The sequence below is a fragment of the Kitasatospora sp. NPDC088783 genome (assembly GCF_044750705.1).
In the GTDB taxonomy this organism is placed as follows: Bacteria; Actinomycetota; Actinomycetes; order Streptomycetales; family Streptomycetaceae; genus Kitasatospora; species Kitasatospora fiedleri.
The window spans coordinates 1-23,389 of record NZ_JBIVKJ010000003.1 but is presented as its reverse complement, the minus strand read 5'-3'; the positions used below and the strand labels follow the sequence as shown (position 1 = coordinate 23,389).

Genomic DNA, 23,389 nt, shown 5'->3' with positions numbered 1-23,389 from the left:
CCATGAGCCTGGTGTCCTATGACGACGCACTGGCCTCGTACGACCCGGTGATGGGCCTTGAGGTCCACGTCGAGCTGGGTACCAAGACCAAGATGTTCTGCGGCTGCTCCACCGAGCTGGGCGCGGAGCCGAACTCGCAGACCTGTCCGACCTGCCTCGGCCTGCCCGGTTCGCTGCCGGTGGTCAACGCGGTCGGGGTGGAGTCGGCGGTCCGGATCGGTCTCGCGCTGAACTGCGAGATCGCCGAGTGGTGCCGGTTCGCCCGGAAGAACTACTTCTACCCGGACATGCCGAAGAACTTCCAGACCAGCCAGTACGACGAGCCGATCGCCTTCAACGGCTACCTCGACGTGCAGCTGGAGGACGGCGAGGTCTTCCGGGTGGAGATCGAGCGCGCCCACATGGAGGAGGACACCGGCAAGTCGACCCACGTCGGCGGCGCCACCGGGCGGATCCACGGCGCGGAGTACTCGCTGCTGGACTACAACCGGGCCGGCATCCCGCTGATCGAGATCGTCACCAAGCCGATCGAGGGCGCGGGCGCGCGCGCCCCCGAGGTGGCGAAGGCGTACGTCGCCGAGCTGCGCGAGCTGATCAAGGCGCTGGGCGTCTCCGAGGCCCGGATGGACAAGGGCCAGATGCGCTGCGACGTGAACCTGTCGCTGCGGCCCAACGGCACCGAGGCGTTCGGCACCCGCAGCGAGACCAAGAACGTCAACTCGCTGCGCAGCGTGGAGCGGGCCGCCCGGTTCGAGATCCAGCGGCACGCCACCGTGCTGACCGACGGCGGGACGATCGTCCAGGAGACCCGGCACTTCCACGAGGAGGACGGCTCCACCACGGCCGGCCGGATCAAGGACAACGCCGAGGACTACCGGTACTTCCCGGAGCCCGACCTGGTGCCGGTCGCCCCGGCCCGGGAGTGGGTCGAGGAGCTGCGGGCCTCCCTGCCGGAGCTGCCCCGGGTCCGCCGGGCCCGGCTGCAGGCCGAGTGGGGCCTGACCGACAAGGACATGCAGTCGGTGCTCAACGCCGGTGCGGTGGAGCCGATCTCGGAGACCGTCGCGGCCGGCGCCCCCGCCGACCAGGCCCGCAAGTGGTGGATGGGCGAGCTGGCGCGGCGCGCCAACGAGACCGGCACCGAGCTGTCCGAGCAGCCGATCACCCCGGCCCAGGTGGCCCGGGTGTGCGCGCTGGTCGCCGAGGGCAAGCTCAACGACAAGCTGGCCCGCCAGGTCATCGAGGGCGTCCTCGCCGGCGAGGGCGAGCCGGACGACGTGGTGGCCGGGCGCGGCCTGGCCGTGGTCTCGGACGACTCCGCGCTCGGCGCGGCCGTCGACCAGGCGATCGCCGACAACCCGGACGTCGCCGCCAAGATCCGCGACGGCAAGGTGCAGGCGGTGGGCGCGCTGGTCGGCGCGGTCATGAAGACCACCCGCGGCCAGGCCGACGCGGCCCGGGTCAAGGACCTCATCCTGGCGAAGCTGGCCTGAGGTGCCTACGGCGTGACGGCGGCGCCTAAGGAGCCCCTTAGGCGGTTCCGCCCGCGGTGCCCGTCCCCGACCGGGGGCGGGCACCGGTGTTCTCCGGGCCGGCGGCCCGCCCGGATCGGGCAGGCTCCCCATGCGGCGCACCCCCCTGGGAGCGGAGGCTGGACACCAGCACGCAACGAGGGGAAGACACCGTGTACGAGTACGAGTTGTTCAAGTCGAGGGAACGCGAACTGCACGGCCGGGCCGCCGCCCGGCGGCTGGCCCGCGAGGCGGCCGCCGCCGGCCGCGGCGGGGAGCGCACCGGGCTGGTGGCCCGGGTGGCCGGGGCGGTACGGGCGGGCCGCCGGGGGGCCGCCGCGCCGCAGCGGGCCAAGTCCGGTGCGGAGCAGGGCCGTTCGGGCGCCGTGGCGGGCTGCGCGGGATGACCGGCGGGCCCGGCCGGTCCGACGGCCGGGATAACCGCTCGGCCGCGTCCGAGGGCTGTGGCATGCTCACCGGCATGGAGCAGACAGTCAGCCCGGTCTTCGTCGGACGCGGCCGGGAGAGCGGCCTGCTCGGTGCCGGGCTGGACCGGGCGGGGGCGGGGGAGCCGCAGGCCGTGCTGGTCGGCGGCGAGGCGGGGGTCGGCAAGACCCGGCTGCTGGAGGAGTTCCTGGCCCGGGCCGAGGCGGACGGCGCGGTCACCGCGCTCGGCGCCTGCCTGGAGGTCGGCGCCGAGGGCCTGCCGTACGGCCCGCTCTCGGCGGCGCTGCGCCGCCTGCACCGGCGGCTCGGGCCGGAGCTGGACGCCGCCGCCGCCGGGCTGGAGGGCCACCTCGCCCGGCTGCTGCCGGACTTCGGGGAGACCGACGGGGAGGGCAACGACGAGTACGGCCGGGCCCGGCTGTTCGAGCACACCGCCCGGCTGTTCGAGCGGCTGGCCGGGGACCGGACGCTGGTGCTGGCCATCGAGGACCTGCACTGGTCGGACCGCTCCACCCGGGAGCTGCTCGCCTACCTGGTCCGCACCCTGCACCGCTCCCGGGTGCTGATCGTCGCCACCTACCGCACCGACGACCTGCACCGCCGCCACCCGCTGCGGCCGTTCCTGGCCGAACTGGAGCGGCTGCGCACCGTCCAGCGGATCGAACTGGAGCGCCTGGACCGGCCCGAGGTGGCCGCCCAGCTGGCCGGCATCCTCGGCCCCGAGACCCCCGGCCGGGACGTGGTGGACCGGATCCACCGCCGCTCCGAGGGCAACCCGTTCTTCGTCGAGGAGCTCGCCGCCGCCTACCGCGACGGCTGCCTGGCCTGCGTCACCGAATCGCTGCGCGACATCCTGCTGGTCCGGGTCGAGGCGCTGCCCGAGGAGGCCCAGCGGGTCGTCCGGATCGCCGCCGAGGGCGGCTCCCGGATCGAGCACGCGCTGCTCGCCGCCGTGGTCGCCGAGAGCGGCCCCGGCGGCCCCCGCACCGGCGAGGACGCGCTGATCGCCGCCCTGCGCACCGCCGTCGGCGCCAACATCCTGCGCCCCGACACCGACGGCGAGGGCTACCGGTTCCGGCACGCGCTGGTCCGCGAGGCGGTCTCCGACGACCTGCTGCCCGGCGAACGGCAGGCCGTCAACCGGCGGTTCGCCACCGTCCTGGAGGCCGACCCGGAACTCGTCCGGGCCGAACAGCGCACCGCCCGGCTCGCCGACTACTGGTACCACGCCCACCAGCCCGCCCGGGCGCTGCCCGCCGCCCTCGACGCCGCCCGGGCCGCCCGCCGCCGCAACGCCTTCGCCGAACAGCTCACCATGCTCGAACGGGCCGTCGAACTCTGGGACACCGTCTCCGAACAGACCCTCGCCACCACCCTGCGCCCCTACGACTGGGCCGAGACCTACCCGCCCTGCGCCTGCGACGACGGCGAGCACGAGGACTGCGAGCGGCTGCAACTCGTCGACGTCCTGGCCGAAGCGGTGGTCGCCGCCCGCCGGGCCGGCGACCGCGACCGCGGCCAGGGCCTGGCCCGCCGCGCCCTCGCCCTGGTCGACGAGGCCGGCAACCCGCTGCGCGCCGCCTGGTTCCGGCTCCAGCGCGCCAAGATGCTCGACCAGCTCAAGCGCAGCGGCGGCCTGGAGGAGATCCAGTACGCCCAGCGGCTGGTCCAGGACCTCGGCCCGTCCGCCGTGCAGGCCGAGGCGCTCGCCCTGGAGGCCGCCCACGCCCTGCTCCGCAACCCCGGCCCCGCCGCCGTCGCCACCGCCGAACGGGCCGTGGACGTCGCCCGCCAGGCCGACGCGCCCTCCGTCGAGGTGCACGCCCGGGTCACCCTGGCCGGACTGCTCGGCGACTCCGCGGACGCCGAACGGGCCGTCGCCCTGCTCGCCGCCGCCGTCGAACAGGCCCGCCCGCTCGGCAACGCCGACGTGCACACCCGCGGCCTGAACAACCTGGCCAGCCTGCTGCTCTCGGTCGGCCGCGCCGAGGAGGCCGCCACCGCCGCCCGGCAGGGCCTGGAGGCCGCCCGCCGCAGCGGGCTGATGCTCAACACCGGCCCGATCCTCACCGGCAACCTCGCCGAGGCGCTGCTCGCCGCCGGCCGCACCGAGGAGGCCGCCGCCGTCCTCGCCGACTGGGACGACAAGCCGGAGGCCGACACCCACGGCGAGTTCATGGACCGGCTGCGCGGCGAACTCGCCCTGCTCCGCGGCGACCTGGCCGAGGCCGAGACCCACTGGGCCGCCGCCCACGCCAGCGGCGGCGGCGGCGCCCAGCCCCAGCACGTCCTGCCCACCGCCACCCTCGGGGTCCGGCTCGCCGTCCGGCTCGGCCGTCCCGAACAGGCCCGCGACCGGCTCGCCGAGGCACTCGACGGCACCGTGCTGACCCGGCAGGGCGGCCACCTGTTCCCGCTGCTCACCCACGCCGCCGAGGCCGAGGCCGACCAGCACCCGCGCACCCCCGAGGGAGAGGCCGCCCTCGCCCGGATCGCCGCCGAGGCCGCCCGGCTCACCCCGCGCTGCGCCCTCGACCGCGGCTGGGCCGCCCTGCTGGCCGGCGAACTCGCCCGCGCCGCCGGCCGCCCCACCGCCGACCACCGGCAGCGGGCCGTCACCGAACTGCGCGCCGCCGCCCTGCCCGGCCCGCTCGCGCTGGCCCTGCTGCGCGCCGCCGAGGACGCCGCCGCCGGCGGCGGCCGGGAGGCCGCCGCCGACCTGCTGCACGAGGCCGCCGAACTCGCCCGCCACCGCGGCGACCTGACCACCCGCCGGGACGCCGAACTGCTGGCCGGCCGGCTCGGCCTGGCCCGCCGGGCCGTCGCCGGCACCGACCCGGGCCTCGGCCTCACCCCGCGCGAGCGGGACGTGCTGCGCCAGCTCACCCTGGGCCGGAGCAACCGGCAGATCGCCGAAGAACTGTTCATCTCGCCGAAGACCGCCAGCGTGCACGTCTCCAACATCCTGGCCAAGCTCGCCGTCGGCGGCCGCGGCGAGGCCGCCGCGCTGGCCCACCGGCTGCGGCTCTTCCCGGAGGAGGAGCCCGCCACCAGCGGCTCCTGAACCCCCGTCACGCACCCGCCCGGCCCCGTTCCGACCCCGTTCCGACCCCGCCCCGAGGCCGTCCCCAGGCCGCCCCGGGCCTGCCGCGTGCCCGCCGGGCACCGCTCCGGGCACCGCCCCCGGCACCGCCGCCGCCCCGGTCCGCCTGAGCCGAACGGGCGATCCCGCCGCCAACCGGCTCCGCGCCACCTGCGGTTCATTACTCTAAGTTGAGCGGACGTGCCAGTGCGTGACCGCAGTGGTGTAGGGTCCGAAGCGGGAACACCGGTACGGCCGCGGGCCGGAGGGGGAGATGTCGATTGAACTCCACCGAGTCGGCGCCGCCTGCCCGTCCCCCGCTCCGCCGCCTGACGGCCGGGCTGCTCGCGGTGCTCTGCGCCGGGTACGCCGCCGGCGCCGCCGTCGGCTGGGGATCGAGTGAACTCGCGCTGGTGATGGGGGACTTCGGTCTCGCCGGGGCGGCCCTCGTGGCCGCCCTGTCCTGTCTGGCGCACGGCGTCGCGGTGGGCGGCCACACCCGGCCGGCCTGGCTGCTGTTCGGGCTCTCCTCGGCGATGGTCGCGCTCGGCAACGGCGCCTGGGGCTGGTACGAGGTGGTGCTCCGCCGGCCGCTGCCGCCGGACTCGCTGGCCGACTACACCTTCCTGCTGTTCGCCCCGCTGGCCATCATCGGCCTGCTGGTGCTGGCCCAGCGCCCGCGCACCCCGGCCGGCTGGCTCTGCCTGGTGCTGGACGGCTGGCTGGTGGCCGGCTCGCTGTTCACGCTCAGCTGGAGCCTGGCGCTGGGCCGGGTCGCGGCCGGCGACGGCGACGACCCGCTGAAGCTGGCCCTCGGCCTGGGCTACCCGGTGCTGGACATCCTGCTGGTCAGCCTGGTGGTCGGGCTGCGCTTCCGGGGCCGGGACGGCAACCGGACGGCGGTGCACACCGCGATGCTCGGCCTGGCGCTGACCGTGGTCTGCGACGCGCTGTTCACCACCCCGCAGTTCCACAGCGACTACCACTCCGGCGAACTGCTGGACGCGGGCTGGTTCGCCGGCTCGCTGCTGCTGGCCTGGGCCCCCTGGCAGCACCGCCGCCGCCCGTCCCGCGAGCACCCGTCCGCCCAGGGCCTGCCGCGCCGCCGGGTGTCCTCCACCTTCAGCGCGCTCACCCCGTACGCGGCGGCGGCGGTGTGCACCGCGGGCATCCTCTACAACGCGCTCGGCGGCCGCCCGCTGGACCGGGTGATGCTGGCCGCCGCCAGCACCGTCGGCCTGGCGCTGATCGTCCGGCAGGGCGTGATGCTGCTGGACAACCTCTCGCTGGCGCAGGAACTCGCCACCAAGGAGGCGCACTTCCGCTCCCTGGTGCAGGGCTCCAGCGACGTCATCATGATCGCCGGGCCGTCCGGTGCGCTGTCCTACGTCAGCCCCGCCGCGCTGCGGGTCTACAACCGGGACCCGGAGGACCTGGTCGGCGGCAACCTGCTCAACCTGGTCCACCCCGAGGACGTCGACCGGGTGCTGGCCGAGGTCCGCCGCATCCTGGCCCGCACCAGGGGGGCCAGGTTCAGCAACGGCGAGCCCTCCGCCCGGGTCGAGTGCCGGATCCGCTCCGGCGAGGGGGAGTGGCTGCACGTGGAGTCCACCGTCAACCCGTACCGGGACGGCCTGATCCTGAACAGCCGCGACATCACCGAGCGGGTCCGGCTGCAGGCCCAGCTCCAGCACAACGCCTTCCACGACCCGCTCACCGACCTGCCCAACCGGGCCCTGTTCGCCCAGCGGGTCCGGGCCGCGCTCTCCGCGCAGGGCCCGGTCGGCACCACCGTCGCGGTGCTCTTCCTCGACCTGGACGGCTTCAAGGCGGTCAACGACAGCGCCGGGCACCAGGTCGGCGACGAACTGCTGGTGCAGGCCGCCCGCCGGCTGCAGTCCGCCGTCCGCGGCGAGGACACCGTGGCCCGGTTCGGCGGCGACGAGTTCGCGGTGCTGGTGCGCGGCCGGCTCGGCCACCCGCAGGTCCGCGACCTGGCCGAGCGGATCCGCGGCGCGCTCTCCGAGCCGTACTGGATCGGCGGGGCCGAACTCGGCGTCGCCGCCTCGATCGGCATCGCCTTCGGCCCCGACGCCCCGCTGCCGGTGCCCGAACCCGCGCCCGCCTCGGCCCGCCCGGACGCGGGGAGCGGGGACGCGGGGAACGAGGGCGCCGGTGCCAGGGAGCCCGGCGGCCGGAACGCCGCCCGCCGGGGCCGGGACGGCGCCGAGGGGCCCGCCGCGGCCGCCGCCGACGAGCTGCTGCGCAACGCCGACCTGGCGATGTACCAGGCCAAGTCCCGCGGCAAGGGCCGGGTGGTGCTCTACACCCCGGCGATGCGCGCCGAGCTCGACCGCCGCGGCGAGCTGGAGGAGCGGCTGCGGGCCGCCGTCCGGGAGGGCTCCTTCACCCTGCTCCACCAGCCGGTGGTCGAACTCGCGGGCGGCCGGCTCACCGGCGTCGAGGCGCAGGCCCGCTGGCGCTCGACCGGCGGACTGCTGCTCACCCCCGCCGAGTTCCTGCGCACCGCCGAATCCGGCGACGCCGCCACCCGGTTCACCCGCTGGCTGCTCACCGAGGCGGTCGCCGCCGCCGCCCGCCGCCGCACCGACGGCCCGGCCGCCCCGCCCGTCCCGGTCACCGTCCGGCTCGCCGCCGAGCGGATCTGCGCCCCCGGCCTGTACGAGACGCTGGCCGCCGCGCTGCGCGACACCGGGCTGCCGCCCGAGCTGCTGGTGCTGGAGGTGGCCCGGACCGGGCCGGACGCGACGGCCGACGAACTCGGCCGCCGGCTGGCCGCGCTGCGCCGCCTCGGGGTGTCCACCGCGCTGGCCGGGTTCGGCGCCGGCGGCGGCTCGCTGGGCGCGCTGGCCCGGCTCCCGTTCGACGCGCTCAAGCTCGACCGCAGCCTGGTGCAGGACATCGCCGAGTCCACCCTGACCCGCGCGCTGGCCGGCCACGCGCTGCGGCTGGCCCGCGACCTCGGCCTGGCCACCGGCGCCGACGGGGTGGACCACCCCCGGCAGGTGGCCGTCCTGCAGGAGCTGGGCTGCCGCCGCGGCCAGGGCCTGGCCTTCGACCGGCCGCTGGACGAACTGCGTCTGCGCCGCGCCCTGCTGCGCCGCGGCTACCCGGTGCCGCGGCAGCCCCAGGGCGGGACGGGCCGCCGTCCGCTGCTCACCCCCGACCCGCGGACGGGTGGTCTGGCCGAGGCCGCCACCGTCCGCCCGGGCTCCCCGCACACCGGCCTCGACCTGCCACAACGGCATCCGGTGGGCGGTCCGAGCGGCGGCCCGCATGGTGAGACGGCGGTCCCACCGGCTTGACACCCGCCACCGCGTGGGAGGAAGGTCGGTGCCATGACCACCCGAATTCTCGTACTTGGCGGGCGCGTCGGCTGAACCAGCCTGACGCGCCTCCCCCTCGCATGCCCTTGGCACGAGGGGTTTTTTGTTGCACGAATGCTGGTTGGCCCTCGCCCCGCACCTGGCCTCAACCACCTGAAATCCGGACGATTGAGGCAGCGCCGGAGACCGGCCGGGACCGTTCGCCGCCCGGACCGTCGCCCCCCGAGCAGAACCCGAGAAGAGACAGGCAGATGACTGAGCACGCCGCAACCCCCCGCCGCGGGGACCACCCGGCCGCGCACGCTCCGGGTCCCCAGACCACCGAGACCATGACCGGCGCGCAGTCGCTCATCCGCTCGCTCGAAGCCGTGGGCGCCGACACCGTGTTCGGCATCCCGGGTGGGGCGATCCTCCCCGCGTACGACCCGCTGATGGACTCCACCAAGGTCCGCCACATCCTGGTCCGCCACGAGCAGGGCGCCGGCCACGCCGCGACCGGCTACGCGCAGGCCACCGGCCGGGTCGGCGTCTGCATGGCCACCTCCGGCCCCGGCGCGACCAACCTGGTCACCCCGATCGCCGACGCGTACATGGACTCGGTGCCGATCGTCGCGATCACCGGCCAGGTCGCCTCCAAGGCGATCGGCACGGACGCCTTCCAGGAGGCGGACATCTGCGGCATCACCATGCCGATCACCAAGCACAACTACCTGGTGACCGACCCGGCCGAGATCCCCCGGGTCATCGCCGAGGCGTTCCACATCGCCGCCACCGGCCGCCCCGGCCCGGTCCTGGTCGACATCGCCAAGGACGCCCTCCAGTCGCAGACCGTCTTCCGCTGGCCGGTCGAGACCGCGCTGCCCGGCTACCGCCCCGTCACCAAGCCGCACGCCAAGCAGATCCGCGAGGCCGCCAAGCTACTGGTCAACGCCAAGCGCCCGGTGCTGTACGTCGGCGGCGGCGTGCTCAAGGCCAACGCGGGCGCCGAGCTGCGCATCCTGGCCGAGCTGACCGGCGCGCCGGTGATCACCACCCTGATGGCGATCGGCGTCTTCCCGGACAGCCACCCGCAGCACCTGGGCATGCCCGGCATGCACGGCTCGGTCCCCGCCGTCACCGCGCTGCAGAAGAGCGACCTGCTGTTCGCCCTGGGCGCCCGCTTCGACGACCGGGTCACCGGCAGGCTCGACTCCTTCGCCCCGCACGCCAAGGTCGTGCACGCGGACATCGACCCCGCCGAGATCGGCAAGAACCGCGCGGCGGACGTCCCGATCGTCGGCGACGCCCGCGAGGTGCTGGCCGACCTGATCGTCGCCGTCCAGGCCGAGTTCGACGCCGGCCGCCGGGGCGACTACACCGAGTGGTGGGTCCGGCTGAACGAGTGGAAGAAGACCTACCCGCTGGGCTACGAGCCGGCCCCCGAGGGCGAGCTCTCCCCGCAGCAGGTGATCGAGCGGATCGGCCAGCTGGTCGGCCCGGACGCGATCTACGCCGCGGGCGTCGGCCAGCACCAGATGTGGGCCAGCCAGTTCATCCGGTTCGAGAAGCCCGCCACCTGGCTGAACTCCGGCGGCGCCGGGACGATGGGCTACGCCGTCCCGGCCGCGATGGGCGCCAAGGCCGGCCGGCCCGACGTCCCGGTCTGGGCGATCGACGGCGACGGCTGCTTCCAGATGACCAACCAGGAACTGACCACCTGCACCCTGAACAACCTCCCGATCAAGGTCGCGGTGATCAACAACGGCTCGCTGGGCATGGTCCGCCAGTGGCAGACGCTGTTCTACAACCAGCGCTACTCCAACACCGTGCTGCACGCGGGCCCGGACCACGACGGCATCGAGCCGCCCGCCCAGGGCACCCGCGTCCCGGACTTCGTGCTGCTCTCCGAGGCGATGGGCGCGGTCGGCCTGCGCTGCGAGCGCCCGGAGGACCTGGACGCCGTGATCAAGCAGGCGATGGAGATCAACGACCGCCCGGTGGTCATCGACTTCATCGTCCACCAGGACGCGATGGTCTGGCCGATGGTCGCGGCCGGCACCAGCAACGACGAGATCCAGTTCGCCCGGGGCGTGCGCCCCGACTTCGGCGACGACCTGGACTGACGGACTAGAAAGCGATGACCACCATGTCCAAGCACACCCTGTCCGTCCTGGTCGAGAACAAGCCCGGCGTGCTCGCCCGGATCGCCGCGCTGTTCTCCCGCCGCGGGTTCAACATCGACTCGCTCGCGGTCGGCCCGACCGAGCACCCCGACATCTCCCGGATGACCATCGTGGTCAACGTGGAGGAGCTGCCGCTGGAGCAGGTCACCAAGCAGCTCAACAAGCTGGTCAACGTGATCAAGATCGTCGAGCTGGACCAGTCCCAGGCGGTCCAGCGCGAGCTGGTCCTGGTCAAGGTCCGGGCCGACGCGGAGACCCGCTCCCAGGTCACCGAGATCGTCCAGCTGTTCCGCGCCAAGACCGTCGACGTGTCGCCCGACGCGGTGACCATCGAGGCCACCGGCTCCTCGGACAAGCTGGAGGCCATGCTGCGGATGCTGGAGCCGTACGGAGTCAAGGAGTTGGTGCAGTCCGGCCTGGTCGCGATCGGCCGGGGCGCCCGCTCCATCACGGACCGCTCGCTGCGCGCCCTCGACCGCTCCGCCTGACCCGCCCGCCACCACCGTCTTACCAACTGAGCACTGCCGTCGAAGTCCGCCGGGTGGGCCTACGGTAGGAACCCCCGGCACCACCACCACGCAAGGAGATGTGCCCCCGTGGCCGAGCTGTTCTACGAAGACGACGCCGACCTGTCCATCATCCAGGGCCGCAAGGTCGCGGTCATCGGCTACGGCAGCCAGGGCCACGCCCACGCGCTGTCGCTGCGCGACTCGGGCGTGGACGTCCGGGTCGGTCTGCTGGAGGGCTCCAAGTCCCGCGCCGCCGCCCAGGAGGCGGGCCTGCGCGTGGTGACCCCGTCCGAGGCCGCGGCCGAGGCCGACGTCATCATGATCCTGGTGCCGGACCCGATCCAGGCCGACGTCTACAAGGACGCGATCGAGCCGAACCTGAAGGCGGGCGACGCGCTGTTCTTCGGCCACGGCCTGAACATCCGCTTCGGCTTCATCCAGCCGCCGGCCGACGTCGACGTCTGCATGGTCGCCCCGAAGGGCCCGGGCCACCTGGTCCGCCGCCAGTACCAGGAGGGCCGCGGCGTCCCCTGCATCGTGGCCGTCGAGCAGGACGCCACCGGCAAGGCCTTCGACCTGGCGCTGTCGTACGCCAAGGGCATCGGCGGCACCAAGGCCGGCGTCATCAAGACCACCTTCACCGAGGAGACCGAGACCGACCTGTTCGGTGAGCAGGCCGTCCTCTGCGGTGGCACCGCCGCCCTGGTCAAGGCCGGTTTCGAGACCCTGGTCGAGGCGGGCTACCAGCCCGAGATCGCCTACTTCGAGTGCCTGCACGAGCTGAAGCTCATCGTCGACCTGATGTACGAGGGCGGCCTGGAGAAGATGCGCTGGTCGGTCTCCGAGACCGCCGAGTGGGGCGACTACGTGACCGGCCCCCGCATCATCACCGCCGACACCAAGGCCGAGATGAAGAAGGTCCTCGCCGAGATCCAGGACGGCACCTTCGCCAACACCTGGATCGCCGAGTACAAGGCGGGCCTGCCGAAGTACAACGAGTACAAGAACGCGGACAGCGAGCACCTGCTGGAGACCACCGGCAAGAAGCTCCGCAAGCTGATGAGCTGGGTGGACCAGGAGGCCTGATCCCGCCTCCTCCCGGTTGTACAACAAGGCTGTTCCCGTCCGGGTGATTTCGCCGGACGGGAGCAGTCCCCGTACCACCCCGCCGATAGACTCCGAACCACGCGTCAGGCCCACAGCGTCGTGCGTCTAGCTACGCGACATGCCACCTTCCCCCCGCCCTGTGCGCGCCACCTCCGTGCGGCGGGGTGAACCGGACAGTTAAGGACACACTGTCGTGAGCAAATCTGTCGTACTGATCGCCGAAGAGCTGTCGCCCGCCACCGTCGACGCGCTGGGCCCCGACTTCGAGATCCGGCACTGCAACGGCGCCGACCGCACCGAGCTGCTGACCGCGATCGCCGACGTCGACGCCGTCCTGATCCGCTCCGCCACCAAGGTGGACGCCGAGGCGCTGGCCGCCGCCAAGAAGCTGAAGGTCGTCGCCCGGGCCGGCGTCGGCCTGGACAACGTGGACGTGGCCGCCTCCACCAAGGCCGGCGTGATGGTCGTCAACGCGCCGACCTCGAACATCGTCACCGCCGCCGAGCTGGCCTGCGGCCTGCTGATCTCGGTCGCCCGCAACATCGCGCCCGCCAACGCCGCGCTCAAGGGCGGCGAGTGGAAGCGCAACAAGTACACCGGCGTCGAGCTGAGCGAGAAGGTGCTCGGCGTGGTCGGCCTCGGCCGGATCGGCGTGCTGGTCGCGCAGCGGATGTCCGCGTTCGGCATGAAGATCGTCGCGTACGACCCCTACATCCAGGCCGCCCGCGCGGCCCAGATGGGCGTCAAGCTGCTCTCCCTGGAGGAGCTGCTGGAGGTCGCGGACTTCATCACCGTCCACCTCCCGAAGACCCCGGAGACCATCGGCCTGATCGGCGACGAGGCGCTGCACAAGGTCAAGCCGAGCGTGCGGATCGTCAACGCGGCCCGCGGCGGCATCGTCGACGAGGACGCGCTGCTGCGCGCGCTCCAGGAGGGCCGGGTCGCCGGCGCCGGCCTGGACGTGTACGCCAAGGAGCCGTGCACCGACTCGCCGCTGTTCGCCTTCGACAACGTGGTCGCCACCCCGCACCTGGGCGCCTCCACCGACGAGGCGCAGGAGAAGGCCGGCATCGCGGTCGCCAGGTCGGTGCGCCTGGCGCTGGCCGGCGAGCTGGTGCCGGACGCGGTCAACGTCCAGGGCGGCGTGATCGCCGAGGACGTCCGCCCGGGCCTGCCGCTGGCCGAGAAGCTCGGCCGGATCTTCACCGCGCTGGCCGGCGAGGTCGCCGTCCGGCTGGACGTCGAGGTCCGCGGCGAGATCACCCAGCACGACGTCAAGGTGCTCGAACTCTCGGCGCTCAAGGGCGTGTTCGAGGACGTGGTGGCCGAGACGGTGTCCTACGTCAACGCCCCGCTGTTCGCCCAGGAGCGCGGCGTCGAGGTCCGGCTGACCACCTCCAGCGAGTCGCCCGAGCACCGCAACGTGATCACCGTGCGCGGCACCCTGGCCGACGGCGGCGAGGTGTCGATCTCCGGCACCCTGTCCGGCCCGAAGCAGGCCCAGAAGATCGTCGGCGTGGACGGCTTCGACGTCGACGTGGCGCTCACCGACCACATGGCGTTCTTCCACTACCAGGACCGCCCCGGCGTGGTCGGCACCCTGGGCCGCATCCTCGGCGACGCGGGCATCAACATCGCCGGCATGCAGGTCGCCCGGGACGGCGACAGCGCGCTGGCCTCGATCACCGTGGACAGCGAGGTCTCCCCGGAGGTCCTGTCCGAGATCGCGACCGCGATCGGCGCGAAGTTCGCCCGCTCGGTGAACCTGGGCTGACGCCCCGGCAGCTCCGAACGGCCCTTCCGACCTTGAGACGGAAGGGCCGTTCGCATACCCGGGAGTGAACCCCGTCTCAGATACTAGGAAATCCAAGTAAATCTGCTGACCTCGCGGCCCCGCCGTCGTACCGTGGAGTAGTCCTACGGTGAGCCACCCCCGCAACGACGGGGCGAGCGGCCCGTACGGCCCGTACGCGGTGCGGCAGGCGATCCCTGCTCGGCGTACCCCCCTCACCCCGCCAGCGCGCCGTCGCGCCCCCGCACCAAGGAGCCCGGTATGCCGTTCGTCGCAGACCGCACCACCGCCCCCGCCGCCGCCGAGACCGCCACCGCCGCCCGCCCCGCGGCCCGGCGCCGCCGCCGCGCCGTCCCGGCCGACCCGCGCACCGCGGCCGCCCTGCAGCGCGCCCTCGACCGCCGCGACAACGGCGCCCAGGTGACCGACTGACCACCAACCCCACTGCTGCGCCGGACGGGTGACGGACCGTCACCCGTGCGGTGAACCTCCCCGCCCGGCCCGGCGGCGGCTCCTACCTTGGGGCCGTGCGCACCCCTCTCGGCCTCCTCGCCGCCCTCGCCCTGCTCGCCCCGGCCGCCGTCGTCCCCGCCTCGGCCGCTCAGGCCGCCGGCCCGGACGGACCCCGCACCACCGTGTTCGTGGAGCTCGACACCGAGCCCGCCGCCACCGCCTGGCAGCGGGCCCGGGACGACGCCCGCCGCGAGCTGCGCACCCCCGACCAGACCCGGCGCGCCGCCGCCACCGCCGGACAGGCCCAACGGGTCGCCGCGGAACGCTCGTTGGACACGCTCACCGCGGCCCTGCGGCGCGCCGTCCCGGACGCCCGCCCGCTCTACCGCACCCGCACCCTGGTCAGCGGCCTCGCCCTGCGGCTGCCCGCCGCCGAGCTGCCGCGGCTGGCCGCCCTGCCCGGGGTCCGCGCGGTGCGCCCCGTCACGCCCAAGCGGCGCGCCAACGGGTACTCGGTGCCGCTCACCGGCGCCCCGCAGGTCTGGGACGGCCCCGAGGGCCGCACCGGCGAGGGCGTCCGGATCGGCGTCGTCGACTCCGGCATCGACTACACCCACGCCGACTTCGGCGGCCCCGGCACCGCCGAGGCGTACCGCGCGGTGGACGGCGCCGCGCCCGCGCCCGCCGGGCTGTTCCCCAACGCCAAGGTGGTCGGCGGCAAGGACCTGGTCGGCGACGACTACGACCCCGACCCGGCCGCCGCCCACTACCAGCCCGACCCGCACCCCGACGACAACCCGCTCGACTGCGCCGCCAACGGCCACGGCACCCACGTGGCCGGCACCGCCGCCGGGTACGGCGTCACCGCCGACGGCGGGACCTACCGCGGCCCCTACCGGCCCGGCCTGGACCCGGCCGGCTTCCGGGTCGCCCCCGGCGCGGCCCCCGGCGCCCGGCTCTACGCGATCAAGGTGTTCGGCTGCGAGGGCTCCACCGACCAGCTCGCCGCCGCCCTCGACCTGGCCGCCGACCCGGACGGCGACGGCGACCCGTCCGACCGCCTCGACGTGGTCAACCTCTCGCTCGGCAGCCCCTACGGCCGCCCCGGCGACGCCGACGCGCTGGCCGCCGACCGGCTCGCCGCGCTCGGCACCGTCGTGGTCGCCGCCGCCGGCAACGAGGGCGACGTGTACGGCGTCGGCGGCAGCCCCGGCACCGCCGCCCGGGTGCTCACCGCCGCCGCCTCGGTCGACCCGCACGGCGACGCCGACGGCGTCACCGTGCTCGCCCCCGCCGCCCTGGCCGGGAACGTCCCCGCGCACTGGAGCAGCAAGTACACCCACTGGGACGACACCGAGGTCAGCGGCCGACTCGCCGTCCCCGCCGACCAGTCGGACGGCTGCGCGCCCTTCTCGCCCGCCGACGCCGACCGGCTGCGCGGCAAGGTCGCCGTCCTGCGCTGGACCACCAAGGACCCGGACCGGGCCTGCGGCTCCGCCCCGCGCGCCGACCACGCCGCCGACGCCGGAGCCGTCGGCGCGCTCTACGCCGCCGACGGCGACAACCTCGGCGAGATCGCCGGCGACGACCGCATCCCCGCCGCGATCCTGGCCCGCGCCGACGGGCAGCGGCTGCTCGACGCCGCCGCGCACGGCCCGGTCACCGTCCGCCTCGCCACCCCCGGCAACCCGCTGCACGGCGCCGTCCCGCAGGACCAGCCGCAGCGCACCGACACCCTGGCCCCGTTCACCTCGCGCGGCATCGGCGTCGACGGCGTGGTCAAGCCCGACCTGGCCGCCCCCGGCGAGACCGTCTGGTCCGCCAAGGCCGGCACCGGCACCGGCGGCATGCGCGAGGACGGCACCTCGATGGCCACCCCGCACCTGGCCGGCCTGGCCGCGCTGGTCCGCGCCGCGCACCCCGACTACGACGCCGCCGAGGTCAAGGCGGCCCTGATGGACACCGCCACCGACACCTACCTGCACGACGGCCGCACCGGCCCGGTGTACGGCCCCGAGCGCACCGGCAGCGGCCGGGTCCGGGTCGACGCCGCGGTCCGCACCCCCGTGCTCGCGTACGGCGCGCAGACCGACGGCGCGGTCGGCGTCTCCTTCGGCACGGTCGAGGCCACCGGCGCCGCCACCGCCACCCGCGCGGTGACCGTCCGCAACCTCGGCGACCGCCCGCTCGCGTACGCCACCGGCTACGCGCCCGCCACCGCGCTGCCCGGCGCGTCCTTCGGGATCTCGCCCGCCCGGGTCGACCTGCCGCCGCACGGCAGCGCCACCGTCACCGTCACCCTCCGGCTCGGCCCCGACCTCGGCCGGGCCCCCGACCCCACCCTCGACCTGCTCCAGGCCGGACACGCCCGCAGCTACCGCGGCGAACTCTCCGGCCGGCTCACCCTCACCCCCGCCGACGACACCCTCCCGCCGCTGCGCGTCCCGCTGTTCGCCGCCCCGCGCGCCGCCTCCGGCACCACCGTGCTCGGCACCGCCGCCACCTTCGCCGTCTCCGGCGCCCCGCGCCCCGGCCTGCTCAGCGTCCTGCAGCCCGGCGGCGAAGGACCGCGCTGGCCGGACTGCCCCGCCGCCGGCACCGACACCTGCGTCGACGACCCCGCCGAGCGCTCCGCGAACCTGCGCCGCGCCGCCGCCGCCGTCGACGGCCACGGCACCCTCTACCTCGCCGCCGTCCTGTGGGCCCCCGCCGCCACCCCCGCCGGCGCCCTCGGCGTGCGCGCCTCGCTGGACGCCGACGGCGACGGCACCCCCGACGCCACCGTGGTCGCCGACCGCCTCCCCGGCAGCGACGTCCTGGTCGCCCGCACCCTGGACGCCCGCACCGGCGCCGAACTCGACGTCCAGCCGCTCAACGGCCGCTGGGGCGACACCGACACCGCCCTGCTCGACTCCGACACCCTCCTGCTCCCCGTCCGCCTCACCGCCCTCCCCCCGCTCACCCACCCCCGCTACACCCTCTGGACCGCCCCCTCCGAAGACCCCGCCGACGCCCTCACCACCCTCGGCCCCTACCCCCTCGACCCCGCCCTCCCCACCCCCGTCCTCACCCCCGTCCACCCCGGCCAGGTCCTGCACACCCCCCTGCCCGCCGCCCTGGTCCTCCACCACCTCAACCCGACCGGCCGCCGCGTCCAGCTCCTCGCCCCAGAGGGTGACCCCGGGCGGGAAGGGGCCCGGTAGCCTGGTCGCACAGGCCGGAATCCCCACCATGGGAGCACTGATGAGCGTCGACCCGGACCCGTACCCGGACTGGCTCCGCCCGCCCGTGGGCGGCTACACGGCCGACGACCTGGACCGGCTGCCGGACCTCCCGCCGCACACGGAGTTGATCGACGGGGGCCTGGTTTTCGTGAGTCCGCAGGCGAAGTTCCACATCCGAGTCATCCTCGCCCTGTACGGCGCGCTGGCGGCGGCGGTGCCCGACGGCTGGGAGGTCTGGCCTGAGATGACGGTCGAGCTGGATGGCCGGAACCGGCCGGAACCCGACCTCGTGGTGGTGGACAGCGGCTCGGACACCGGGCAGGAGCAGACCTACTTCCTGGCCGAGGACGTTCTCCTCGCTGTGGAGGTCGTCTCGCCCGAATCGCGGACGCGCGATCGCGAGATCAAGCCCCGCAAGTACGCCGCCGCCGGCATCCGGTACTTCTGGCGGGTGGAGAACGTCGACGGCCGTCCGGTCGTCTACGCCTACGAGCTGGACCCGGCGAGCAATCACTACACGCCCACCGGCATCTTCCACGACCGCCTCAAGGTCGAGCACCCGTTCCCGGTCGAGGTCGAGCTGGTCTGACCGTCCGTCCGGATGGTGGACGGTGCGTGCTCAGGCCGTGGGACGGGTTGTAGTGTCCGATTTATGTCTCGCACCATTCGTCTCGCAGTGATCCCGGGTGACGGCATCGGCCAGGAGGTCGTGGCCGAGGGCCTCAAGGTGCTCCGCACCGCCCTGCCCTCCGACGTCAAGCTGGAGACCACCGAGTACGACCTCGGCGCACGGCTCTACCACCGGACGGGGGAGACCCTTCCCGACGCGGTGCTGGAGGAGATCAAGGGGCAGGACGCGATCCTGCTCGGCGCCATCGGCGACCCCAGCGTGCCGTCCGGCGTGCTGGAGCGCGGGCTGCTGCTGAAGCTGCGCTTCGCCTTCAACCAGTACATCAACCTGCGTCCGGGCAAGCTGTTCCCGAACGTGAAGTCGCCGCTGGCCGGCGACCCGGAGATCGACTTCGTGGTGGTCCGCGAGGGCACCGAGGGCCCGTACGTCGGCAACGGCGGCACGCTGCGCACCGGCACCCCGCAGGAGGTCGCCACCGAGGTCTCGCTGAACACCGCGTACGGCATCGAGCGGGTGGTCCGGGACGCCTACCGCCGGGCCCAGGGCCGGCCGCGCAAGAAGCTCACGCTGGTCCACAAGAACAACGTGCTGGTGCACGCCGGCCACCTGTGGACCCGGATCTTCCAGCAGGTCGGCCAGGAGTTCCCCGAGGTCACCACCGACTACCTGCACGTGGACGCGGCGACGATCTTCTTCGTCACCCAGCCCGAGCGCTTCGACGTGATCGTCACCGACAACCTGTTCGGCGACATCATCACCGACCTCGCCGCGGCCGTCACCGGCGGCATCGGCCTGGCCGCGTCCGGCAACATCAACCCGGACGGCGAGTTCCCGTCGATGTTCGAGCCGGTGCACGGCTCCGCCCCGGACATCGCCGGCCAGGGCAAGGCCGACCCGACCGCCACGGTCCTCTCGGTCGCCATGCTGCTGGAGCACCTCGGCTTCGCCGCCGAGGCCGCCCGGGTCGAGGACGCGGTCGCCGCGGACCTCGCCGCCCGCTCCGGCGCCCGCTCCACCTCCGAGGTCGGCGACGCGCTCGCCGCCCGAGTATCCGGCTGACCGGCCGGAAGACAGTCTCCGGCCGGTGGGCCGGTTCATAGCGCGAGCACAGCCGCCCGGCTGTTCGGCACGGCCCTCTGGATGCGAGTATCGACAGTGGGCCGTGCCGTCATGCGTTCCCCCGCCCTGACGGTTGGAGGCCCAGCCCAACCCCACGGTGAAGGACAGACAGCCATGAGCACGCCCACCCCGGCGCCCATCACGTTCGACCTCAAGCCCTCCGCACGCCCCCTGTCCGACGAGGAGCGCGAGGCCCGACTGGCCAGCCCCGGTTTCGGCCGCGTCTTCACCGACCACATGGTGACCGTCCGCTGGACCGAGGGGCTGGGCTGGCACGACGCCCAGCTGACGCCGTACGCGCCGCTGGAGATCGACCCGGCCAACATGACGCTGCACTACGGCCAGTCGATCTTCGAGGGGCTCAAGGCGTACCGGCAGGCCGACGGCTCGATCGCCACCTTCCGCCCGGAGGCCAACGCCGCCCGCTTCCAGGCCTCCGCCCGCCGGCTGGCGATGCCCGAGCTGCCGATCGAGACCTTCGTCGAGGCCGTCGAGCTGCTCGTCCAGCAGGACCGCGACTGGGTGCCGAACCAGCCCGAGCAGAGCCTCTACCTGCGGCCGTTCATGTTCGCCACCGAGGTCGGCCTGGGCGTGCGGCCCGCCAACTCCTACCTCTTCATGATCATCGCCTCGCCGGCCGGCGCGTACTTCTCCGGCGGGGTCAAGCCGGTCTCGGTCTGGCTCTCCGAGGACTACGTCCGCGCCGCGCCCGGCGGCACCGGCGCCGCCAAGTGCGCCGGCAACTACGCGGCCTCGCTGGTCGCCCAGGCCGAGGCCGCCGCCAAGGGCTGCGACCAGGTGGTCTGGCTCGACGCCACCGAGCACAAGTGGGTCGAGGAGATGGGCGGCATGAACCTCTACTTCGTGCTCGGCGAGGGCGAGGACGCCACCGTCGTCACCCCCGAGCTCTCCGGCTCCCTGCTCCCCGGCATCACCCGCGACTCGCTGCTCGCCCTGGCCGCCGACCTCGGCCACCGCACCGAGGAGCGGCGGATCTCCACCGACGAGTGGAAGCGCGGCAACGCCGACGGCACCATCACCGAGGTCTTCGCCTGCGGCACCGCCGCCGTCATCACCCCCGTCGGCCACGTCAAGTCCGCCACCGCCGACTGGACCGTCGCCACCGGCGAGCCCGGCCCCGTCACCCTCAAGCTCCGCGAGGCCCTGCTCGCCATCCAGGGCGGCCAGGCCCCCGACACCCACGGCTGGATGCACACCATCGCCTGACCCCGGACCTCGGGTCCGGGCATTTCATGGCGGAATGCCCGGGCCCGGTAGCCTCGGAACGCCCCACTCGTTGAACAGCCCGGATCGGAGGGAGTGACGATGAGCGCCGCGACGTACGACACCGCCGACGTCCACCGCAGCCCGGAGGACGACCTCCTCAAGGCATTCCTCGCCCTGGACACCCCGGAGGGGTTCAAGGCCGAGCTCTTCGAGGGAGGGATCGTCGTGACGCCACCGCCGGACGGTGACCACGAGGGCGCCATCGGCCGGATCGTCCGCCAGGTGTTCCGGCTGTGCGACGCGGACATCACGTTCGCCGGGAACAAGGGACTGATCGTTCCCGGCGGCAGGTTCATCCCCGACGGGACGTTCGCCCACGAGGGGGCGTTCGACGGCCGGCCCGCGTGGATGAAGCCGGACGGGATCGTCATGGTTCTGGAGGTCACCTCCAGCAACCCCGCGAAGGACCGCTGGGACAAGCGGAAGGGCTACGCCGCGGCGGGGATTCCGCTGTACCTGCTGGTGGACCGCAAGGCCGGCAAGGTGGTGCTGCACAGCCACCCGGAGAGCGGGGAGTACGCCGCCACCACCACCGTGCCGTTCGGGGACCCGTTGCCGCTGCCGAAGCCGTTCGGGTTCGACCTGGCGACGGACCGGTTGGCCTGACCCGTTCCGGATGGCGAGACGGGCCTTCCGTCCCGCCGGTCGTGTGCAAGACTGCGAGGGTGTCCTCGCTTTCGCTGATGATTAGCAGCAGGCGCGCCGGTCCGCAGTGACCGCTCCACGGCTACACCCAGATCGCGGAGCGACCACGAGCGTCCAGACCCGCGCGCAGACCTCTCGCACCCGCGAGGGGTCTTTTGTTTTGCCTCCCGGACCGGCCCGGGCCCTCACGAGGGGGCCGGAGACACCGGGGACGCGCGCGGGATGCTGGACAGTGGAGCCGGATTCCGATCCCGGCAGCAGTAACTCCACCGAACGGAGAACCCAGGGCCATGACCGAGGCCAACAGCCGCCCCAGCGACGGCTTCCACGTCTTCGACACCACGCTCCGCGACGGCGCCCAGCGCGAGGGCATCAACCTCACGGTGGCGGACAAGCTGGCCATCGCGCGCCACCTGGACGAGTTCGGTGTCGGTTTCATCGAGGGCGGCTGGCCCGGCGCCAACCCCCGGGACACCGAGTTCTTCGCCCGCGCCCAGGCCGAGCTGGAGTTCCGCAACGCCCGGTTGGTGGCGTTCGGCGCGACCCGCCGGGCCGGCGGGAAGGCCGCCGAGGACCCGCAGCTGGCCGCGCTGGTGGCCTCCGGCGCGCCGGTGGTGACGCTGGTGGCGAAGTCGCACGACCGGCACGTGGAGCTGGCGCTGCGCACCACGCTGGAGGAGAACCTGGAGATGGTCCGGGACAGCGTGGAGTTCCTGCGCGCCCGGGGCCGCCGGGTGTTCATCGACTGCGAGCACTTCTTCGACGGCTACCGGGCGAACCCGCAGTACGCGCTGGCGGTCGTCCGGACCGCGCACGAGGCGGGCGCGGACGTGGTGGTGCTGTGCGACACCAACGGCGGCATGCTGCCCTCCGGCGTGCGCGAGATCGTCACCACCGTGCTGGCCGAGACCGGGGCCCGCCTCGGCATCCACGCCCAGGACGACACCGGCTGCGCGGTCGCCAACACGCTGGCCGCCGTCGACGCCGGGGCCACCCACGTGCAGTGCACCGCCAACGGCTACGGCGAGCGGGTCGGCAACGCCAACCTGTTCCCGGTCGCGGCGGCGCTGGAGCTCAAGTACGACCGCCGGGTGCTGCCGGCCGGGGCGCTGGCCGAGATGACCCGGATCTCGCACGCCATCGCCGAGGTGGTGAACCTGACCCCGTCCACCCACCAGCCGTACGTCGGCTTCTCGGCGTTCGCGCACAAGGCGGGCCTGCACGCCTCCGCGATCAAGGTCGACCCGGACCTGTACCAGCACATCGACCCCGCGCTGGTCGGCAACACCATGCGGATGCTGGTGTCCGACATGGCCGGTCGGGCGTCGATCGAGCTGAAGGGCAAGGAGCTGGGCTACGACCTGACCGGCGACCGCGACCTGGCGGGCCGGGTGGTGGCCCGGGTGAAGGCGCAGGAGAACCTCGGCTACACCTACGAGGCGGCGGACGCCTCCTTCGAGCTGCTGCTGCGCGACGAGGTGAACGGCGGCGAGCGGCAGCGGTTCTTCGCGCTGGAGTCCTGGCGGTCCATCAGCGAGCAGGGACCGAACGGCTTCGCGGGCAACGAGGCCACCGTGAAGCTGTGGGCCAAGGGCGAGCGGAAGGTGGCCACCGGCGAGGGCAACGGCCCGGTGGACGCGCTGGACAAGGCGCTGCGCGCGGCGCTGGAGCCGATCTACCCGCCGCTGGCGAAGCTGGAGCTGGTGGACTACAAGGTCCGCATCCTGGAGGGCCAGCACGGCACCGGGTCCAAGACCCGGGTGCTGATCGAGTCCACCGACGGCACCGGGACCTGGTCGACGGTCGGCGTCGCGGACAACGTGATCGCCGCGTCCTGGGTGGCGCTGGAGGACGCGTACACCTACGGGCTGCTGAGGGCCGATCAGCAGCCGTAGCACCGGTCGGTGCGCGGAAGTGCCCAGGGGGCGTGCGGAAGGCTCCGCACGCCCCCTGCTGGCGTGTCCACTACCACCCTTGACGGGCCTTCATCGGAGTCGGGCGAGGAGGGCGTGTTCGACGAGTGTGATGAGGGCGCTCTTGGCGCTGTCGCGGCGTCGGGCGTCGAGGGTGATG

General features: G+C 74.0%; 15 protein-coding genes and 1 pseudogene. 15 read left to right on the top strand and 1 reads right to left on the bottom strand.

The features are described from left to right. The first annotated feature begins 2 nt into the window (after window positions 1-2). From gatB to cimA, 15 genes are all read left to right on the top strand, one after another. A complete protein-coding gene (gatB, locus tag ACIP60_RS08695) occupies window positions 3-1,493 on the top strand; it encodes an Asp-tRNA(Asn)/Glu-tRNA(Gln) amidotransferase subunit GatB (RefSeq protein WP_400682625.1) in 1,491 nt (496 codons plus the stop codon). Between the two features lie 191 nt (window positions 1,494-1,684). Beyond that, window positions 1,685-1,918, top strand: coding sequence for a hypothetical protein (locus ACIP60_RS08690; RefSeq protein WP_400681642.1), 234 nt, complete (start codon window positions 1,685-1,687; stop codon window positions 1,916-1,918). 74 nt (window positions 1,919-1,992) lie between these two features. After that, window positions 1,993-5,022, top strand: coding sequence for an AAA family ATPase (locus ACIP60_RS08685; protein ID WP_400681639.1), 3,030 nt, complete (start codon window positions 1,993-1,995; stop codon window positions 5,020-5,022). Window positions 5,023-5,321: 299 nt separating this feature from the next. Further along, window positions 5,322-8,366 carry a putative bifunctional diguanylate cyclase/phosphodiesterase gene (locus ACIP60_RS08680; protein WP_400681637.1) on the top strand — a complete coding sequence of 1,015 codons (3,045 nt, stop codon included), beginning with the start codon at window positions 5,322-5,324 and terminating at the stop codon, window positions 8,364-8,366. A gap of 272 nt (window positions 8,367-8,638) precedes the next feature. Beyond that, window positions 8,639-10,489 (top strand): acetolactate synthase large subunit, encoded by a 1,851-nt coding sequence (locus ACIP60_RS08675; protein ID WP_400681634.1) that lies wholly within the window; start codon window positions 8,639-8,641, stop codon window positions 10,487-10,489. Window positions 10,490-10,512: 23 nt separating this feature from the next. Next, window positions 10,513-11,037: an acetolactate synthase small subunit gene (gene ilvN / locus ACIP60_RS08670; protein WP_100838483.1), complete on the top strand. Its 525-nt coding sequence runs from the start codon at window positions 10,513-10,515 to the stop codon at window positions 11,035-11,037. Between the two features lie 108 nt (window positions 11,038-11,145). Beyond that, on the top strand, window positions 11,146-12,144 hold the full coding sequence (ilvC, locus tag ACIP60_RS08665) for a ketol-acid reductoisomerase (RefSeq protein ID WP_033214860.1): 999 nt from the start codon (window positions 11,146-11,148) through the stop codon (window positions 12,142-12,144). Between the two features lie 214 nt (window positions 12,145-12,358). Beyond that, complete coding sequence (gene serA / locus ACIP60_RS08660; RefSeq protein WP_111556141.1) at window positions 12,359-13,939, top strand: phosphoglycerate dehydrogenase; 1,581 nt, start codon at window positions 12,359-12,361, stop codon at window positions 13,937-13,939. Between the two features lie 279 nt (window positions 13,940-14,218). Continuing rightward, window positions 14,219-14,389, top strand: a complete 171-nt coding sequence (locus tag ACIP60_RS08655) for a hypothetical protein (protein WP_400681632.1) — start codon at window positions 14,219-14,221, stop codon at window positions 14,387-14,389. A 95-nt stretch (window positions 14,390-14,484) separates the two neighbouring features. Continuing rightward, entirely contained in the window at window positions 14,485-17,613 is a 3,129-nt protein-coding gene (locus ACIP60_RS08650; protein WP_400681626.1) for a S8 family serine peptidase, read from the top strand. 40 nt (window positions 17,614-17,653) lie between these two features. Beyond that, on the top strand, window positions 17,654-18,223 hold the full coding sequence (locus ACIP60_RS08645) for a Uma2 family endonuclease (RefSeq protein WP_400681623.1): 570 nt from the start codon (window positions 17,654-17,656) through the stop codon (window positions 18,221-18,223). Between the two features lie 63 nt (window positions 18,224-18,286). Then, window positions 18,287-19,324: a 3-isopropylmalate dehydrogenase gene (locus ACIP60_RS08640; protein ID WP_111556143.1), complete on the top strand. Its 1,038-nt coding sequence runs from the start codon at window positions 18,287-18,289 to the stop codon at window positions 19,322-19,324. Between the two features lie 174 nt (window positions 19,325-19,498). Further along, window positions 19,499-20,611, top strand: coding sequence for a branched-chain amino acid aminotransferase (locus ACIP60_RS08635; RefSeq protein ID WP_400681620.1), 1,113 nt, complete (start codon window positions 19,499-19,501; stop codon window positions 20,609-20,611). A 99-nt stretch (window positions 20,612-20,710) separates the two neighbouring features. Beyond that, window positions 20,711-21,277 carry a Uma2 family endonuclease gene (locus tag ACIP60_RS08630; protein ID WP_400681618.1) on the top strand — a complete coding sequence of 189 codons (567 nt, stop codon included), beginning with the start codon at window positions 20,711-20,713 and terminating at the stop codon, window positions 21,275-21,277. Between the two features lie 329 nt (window positions 21,278-21,606). Further along, window positions 21,607-23,211: a citramalate synthase gene (cimA, locus tag ACIP60_RS08625; RefSeq protein WP_400681615.1), complete on the top strand. Its 1,605-nt coding sequence runs from the start codon at window positions 21,607-21,609 to the stop codon at window positions 23,209-23,211. Window positions 23,212-23,301: 90 nt separating this feature from the next. On the opposite strand, the pseudogene ACIP60_RS08620 reads toward cimA, so the two are convergent. Then, window positions 23,302-23,389 (bottom strand): annotated as a pseudogene (locus tag ACIP60_RS08620) (ATP-binding protein); the annotation flags it as partial.